General features: G+C 41.5%; 1 protein-coding gene. It reads right to left on the bottom strand.

All coding sequences use genetic code 11. The annotated features are described in order from the left end of the window. Nucleotides 1-6,361 (bottom strand): tandem-95 repeat protein (locus tag AC1DPQ_RS14335; RefSeq protein WP_477609890.1); only part of this gene is annotated, 6,361 nt, incomplete at both ends.

Below are 6,361 nucleotides of genomic sequence, written 5' to 3'. Positions count from 1 at the left end.
CTGTTACATTGCTTAATGTTGCAGCGAAAGTTTCGCTTAGCTCTACCAGATTATCGTTCGTAATCGCAACAGTAAAGGTTTGAGTAGCTCCTGCAGCTGATCCGGCCGGGAAAGTAATGGTTCCGTTTTTAGCAGTATAATCTGCTCCTGCAGTGGCAGTGCCATCTACAGTGCTATAATCAACTGTAAATTCATCTTGAATGGCATTACTTAAGGTTACCGTAAAGGTAGCCGTTCCTGCAGCTTCGCCATAACTGTTTGGTGTTGCCGAAATACTTACCGTTGCAGCATCGTTATCGGTAATGGTGGCTGTTCCGGTTGCTGTAGCAATGGTTGTTGGCCCGGTTATTCCTGAAAGTGTCGCTGTAAAAGTTTCGCTAGTTTCGGTAATATTATCGTTGATCACCGGAATGGTAAAAGTTTGCGTAGCGCCACTTACCGATCCTGCCGGGAAGGTAACCGTTCCAGTAGTTGTGGTATAATCGCCCGGTTGAACTGCTGTGCCATCGGCAGTAGCAAAATTAACCGTGAAGCTGTTCTGTACTGATCCTGTTAAGGTTACCGTGAAGGTGGCTAAACCGCCGGTAATGTTTTCAGCAACCGAAATATTGTTGATGGCAATAGAAGCGTTATCGTTATCAACAATTGATGTGTTTACACTTGCATTGCCTAAAGATGCCGGACCGGTAATCGATCCTATAGAAACTGTATAATCTTCTGTATTTTCAAGAATATTATCATCAACTATGGCCACAGGGAAAGTGATGGTACCACTTGCTGCCCCAACAACCGATCCCGCTGGGAAAGTAACGGTCGAGCTGCTAAAGTTATAATCTGCAGCATTTGTGGTATTTGGCGTTATTCCGGTAACCACAGTTACTGGCGATGCTAGGGTTGTTCCGGCTGTTCCCGTAAGGGTAACCGTATAATTAACCGCTCCTGCATTTTCATTAACCGATGTTGGTCCTGATAATACCACAGTTGGATAGATACTCACATTAACCGTAATCGGATCGCTCACTACCCCATCAGCTGTTGTTAAAGTATAAGTATAACTATCCGTTCCGGTATAACCTGCATTTGGTGTATAAGTAACTTTTCCGGTTGCATCAACTGTGGTTGTACCATGTGCACCATTCCCTGCTAATACAGTTGTATTGGTAGCTGTTGCACCATCATTGGTTTTAACATCGGTAGTAACCGGTGTGTTTACCAAGGTGTTTGCGTTGTCTGTTAGTCCTACAGGTTTAATTGAAATGATAAAAGTTTGTGCTGCACTTTGGTCTACACCGCCATTTGCGGTACCTCCATTATCACTTAACACTACAGTTACAGTAACCTTGCCAGCAAAGTTTCCTGAAGGTGTATAAGTTAAGTTTCCAGAGGCATCGATAGCAGGTTGTACCGTAAACGAGGTGCCACTGTTATTACTCACTACAAAGTTGACCGTTTGGTTTGCAACTTCATCAGCCGGACCAGCCGCTATAGCTGTAGCCCAATTATTTACGGTTTGCGCACCAGCGGCCGCATTCACCAGCTGATCTGCTCCTTTTACAAATGAAGGTGCGTCGTTTATTGGATTTATTGTAATGTTGACATTTTTAATAGCATTGGCGTAAGCTGTTCCATCAGAACCATTCCAGTTGAAACTAGACGAACCATTAAAATTGGCATTAGGTACGAATGTTATTTTATCTAAATCGGCCCTATTTATTTCCTGTCCTGTAGTAATGTCTACCCCATTTAATTTAAGTAGACCATTAGCAGGAAGGCTTACGATCTGAATTTTTGTTAAGACATCGTTTTCCACATCGGTAAAACGATCGGTAAAATCTGTTAGAGTAAAAGGGATAACTGCATCTTCATCTCCTGTTTTACCAAAATCATCAACAACTGGCTGATCATTTACCGGGGTAACCAATATATTAACACTACCAATTGCTGAGTATGATGTACCATCGTTTCCGGCCCAGTTAAAACTAACATTTCCATTAAAGTTTAGTGCCGGAATAAAAACCAGATTAGAAATTTCGGACACCAATATTTCCTGGCCAGAAGATACTACAGAACCATTTAGCAATAGTGTACCCTGTACATTTGGAGGAAGATTTGACACCTGTATTTTTGATAAGGCATCTCCTTCCAGGTCACTAAAATTGCTGGTAAAGTTTGCTAACGTAAATGACAGGTTAACATCTTCTACAGTAGTTAAATTAATATTGGTAATAGTTGGTACATCATTAACCGGCGCAATAATAATGTTTACATCATTTTGTGCAGTTGCATATGCTGTACCATCGCTTCCGTTCCATTTAAAGGTAACTGAACCATTAAAGTTCGCCGCAGGAACAAATGTAATGTTCGCCAAATCTGCCACTGCTATTTCTTGCCCGGCAACAATATTAGTTCCGTTAAGTTTCAACACTCCCTGAGTAGCAGGAGGCAGCGATACAACTTGAATTTTGGCTAATGGGTCTCCATCAGCATCTGTGAAATTACTGGTAAAATCGCTTACTGCAAAGGTTAATGTTATATCTTCCGCCCCAGCTTTCGATACCGCAGTAATTACCGGATTATCGTTAACGGCGGTGATATTAATGTTCACAATTGCTGGCGCATTTGCATAATCAGTTCCATCGCTACCATTATAACTAAATGATACACTACCGTTAAAGTTAGGCGCAGGCACAAAAATAAGATTGACTAAATCTGCTGCTGTAATCTCCTGTCCAACGGCCACATCTACCCCATTCAATTTAAGTATTCCTTGTGCAGCTGGAGGTAAAGTTAACACCTGTATTTTAGCTAATGTGCCATCTACATCTGTAAATTGACTGGTAAAATCTGTTGTTGTAAAAACAACATTGATATCTTCAGTTCCATTTTTAGCAACATTGGCTACTGAAGGAATATCGTTGACCGGCTGAATACTTAATGTTACCGTTTTTGTATCGCTTAACGCTGGCCCGCCTGTATTACCTTGATCGTTAATATTTACAGTTAAGGTAACATTGCCATTTGCGTTTGCAAAAGGCGCATAGGTTACTTTATTGGCTGCAATAAAACTATTAATTGCACTTATGCTTCCTGTAATCGTTATTGCATTAGTACCCGTTCCAGCAATGGCTATGCCCGCTTCGCTAATGGCGGTTAAAGTTCCCTGTCCGGATGGAACGCTCCATGTAACTACAACGTTCAGATTGCCGGCATCGGCATCGGCAAAGCTGATTCCACTTACTGCATTTGGCGTATCCTCAATTATCGAAATTGAAGTTGGAACAGTTGCAATTGGTGCAATATTATAATCCTCTCTCCAATCTCTTTCTGTTGTTGCCGGAGTATCTAAGTTAGGGAATGAGGTAGGCGTTTGGCCATTTGTTGAATTATATGCAGTATCGTTATTATCAAAAGCATCATCCAAACCATCTTTATCTGCATCAGTACCCAACGCCACTATATTAGCAATACCATTATTATCGGTATCGTACGCCTCTATGGTATCGCTGTCGCCATCATTATCTGAATCTAAATCCATGTAATCTGGTTGGTCTGCACCATCTGTATTTACAACTGAAATTCCATTAGGTCCGTAAGCATCATCTAAACCATCATTATTGGCATCAACGCCTGAAGGTGTAACATAGCCGGCGGTACTCTGTGCTTCGATATTATCAGGAATACCGTCTCCATCAGAATCAAGGTCTAAGAAATTCGGAATACCATCGCCATCTATATCTGTTACCCCTTCTACCGAATCTTTAATACCGTCACCATCAGAATCTAGATCAAGGTAATTCGGAATACCATCACCGTCGTTATCTTTAACCGTTATCGGAGTACCTGAAGGATCGCCAGCTAAAGTACCCGTAGTATTATTATAATCATCGACAATATCAACAATACCGTCATTATCAAAATCATTAACTAAACCTGTCCCCACTTTTCCATCACCATCTACATCAGGTCCACCGTTTTCTATTACATCATTAATACCATCATTATCCGAATCAGGATCCAGGAAATTAGGGGTACCATCACCGTCTTTGTCTGGTGGAGTATAGCCTCCGTTTGCAGCCAAAGGAACTCCATTGGCATCTACATTAGTGGAGCCGATTAAACCGATTCCTGGCAAACCATTATTATCTGAATCTGAGCCACCAGCTTCGATTACATCTGGAATACCATCGCCATCCGAATCCAGGTCATGATAGTTCGGTAAACCATCTCTGCCACCTGTATCAAGCATGCCGTCTACAGTATCTAAAATAYCATCGTTATCATCATCCAGATCAGCTCCATCAGGAATGCCATCTTTATCATAATCTGATGAACTTCTCCAATCTCTTTCTCCTCCCGGTACCTGRACATCAGGCATTGAAAGCGGTGTTTGACCTCCATTGGTGGCGTAACCTATTGGATTGGTATTTCCATTGTCATTGTCATAAATATCAGCTAACCCATCGCCATCAGCATCAGGTAATAGATCCATAATTTCATCAGGTATTAACGCACCTGTTTGATTGTTTTTAAGATCAACTTCTAATGGGCTAGTTACTGCATTTTCGAGCCAATCTCTAAATCCATCGTTTTCGGCATCAGTATCTACGTAATCGGGTGCATTACCTCCATCTACGTTAGAATAACCAGAAATAAGTCCACCATTATTTACATCATAGGCATCATCAATGCCATCCCCGTCTGTATCCGATCCAGTAGGCGCAGCATATAAAGTAGTTGGTAAACCTTCAATAATATCTATAATTCCATCGTTGTCGGCATCAATATCCAAGTAATTTGAAAGGCCATCGAAATCCCTATCTTGATTAAATAGTGGGCTAACGGTCACAAAATCTGGATCGTTTAAATCTGAAAGGCCATCTTTATCAGCATCTATAATAGGTCCGGTTCCAATAATACCATCATTTTCGCCATCTATAATATAAAAAGCGGCTTCATAGGTATCAGGTATTCCATCACCATCAGAATCGAGATCCAGATAGTTTGGCTTCCCATCTTTGTCTTTGTCCTGAATAACTAAAGGTGTCCCTCCATTGTTGGGATCAACCGCATCAGCTAATCCATCACCATCAGTATCGACAAAGGCTCCTGTACCAAAACGCCCATCCTTATCAGGATCGTTATTTGGATTTCCGTTTGATTCTATTGCATCAACGATACCATCATTATCTGAATCTATATCCAGATAATTCGGAATGCCATCATGATCAAAATCACTTGTTCCTTCTACTGTATCTGGAATACCATCATTATCATCATCTGGGTCGATGTTATCAGGAACACCATCCCTGTCAGAATCTATGTTAAGATTAACAACATTTGAAATTACAGTGGCGCAGGCATTGTCAGTTTGTGTAATTAACGCTCTATATTTATAACCTTCTATTGTACCATTTACTCCGGTAATGGTTAAGGAATTAGTTGTAGCTCCACTGTATAAACTACCATCAGTAATATTGGTAAAACTAGTTCCGTTATCAGTACTTACTTGCCATTGATATTGGCTTGTACCAGTGCCTCCAGTTGTGGCTACATTTAAAGTAACATTAGATAAAGCCCGAACATTTTGATTGATTGGCTGGGTAGTGATTGTACTCGCTGTCCCCACAGTAATGATAACCGGACTCGTGGTTGCCGATTGGCATACTGTTCCGTTTAGGGTAGATACTGTTGTTCTGCGGTATTGAGTAGTTTGGGTTAAAGCTGCTGGTGCATAAGTTGCCGATGTTGCACTTGCAATTGTATTCCATGTAGTGCCATTAGTAGAATTTTCCCAAGTATAAGTTATTGTGCCCGCCCCTGTACCATTGGCTGTAGAACTAATGGGTGTTGGGGTAGTATTGGCACAAATGGTTTGGTTAGCCGCAATAGTTCCAGGCGTAACCGCACTCTGTACAGTAACATCAAATGTAAATGTGTTGCCGCTGCAATTGTCTAAAACCGGAGTTACAGTATACCGAACTGTTGCACCGGTAGCAGAGTTGTTCACCAAAGCCTGGCTAATTGGACCACTAACGGCCGTAGTRGCATCGCTAAATCCGGTAAGGTTACTGCCGCTGATTAAGCTGGCTGTCCAGGTATATTTTAAATTTGCATTACTAGATGTTGGATTAACAGAGAATGTCCCGTTATTACAAAGCGTTGCCGGGTTACCAGCTGATGCAGAAATATTTGGTCCTATAACTGCTGTTATAGTAAATGTAGTACCACTACAGCCTGCATTAGTTGGCGTAACGGTGTACACAACCGTAGCTGTAGTTGTTCCTGTATTGGTTAAGGTTTGGACAACAGATGCGGCATTTGTTCCGCTAGTAGCACCCGTTACAGTGCCTCCGCTAGTAAC

This window comes from Pedobacter sp. 01T416_2, assembly GCF_056398925.1.
This window is presented reverse-complemented; position numbering and strand designations above follow the sequence as displayed.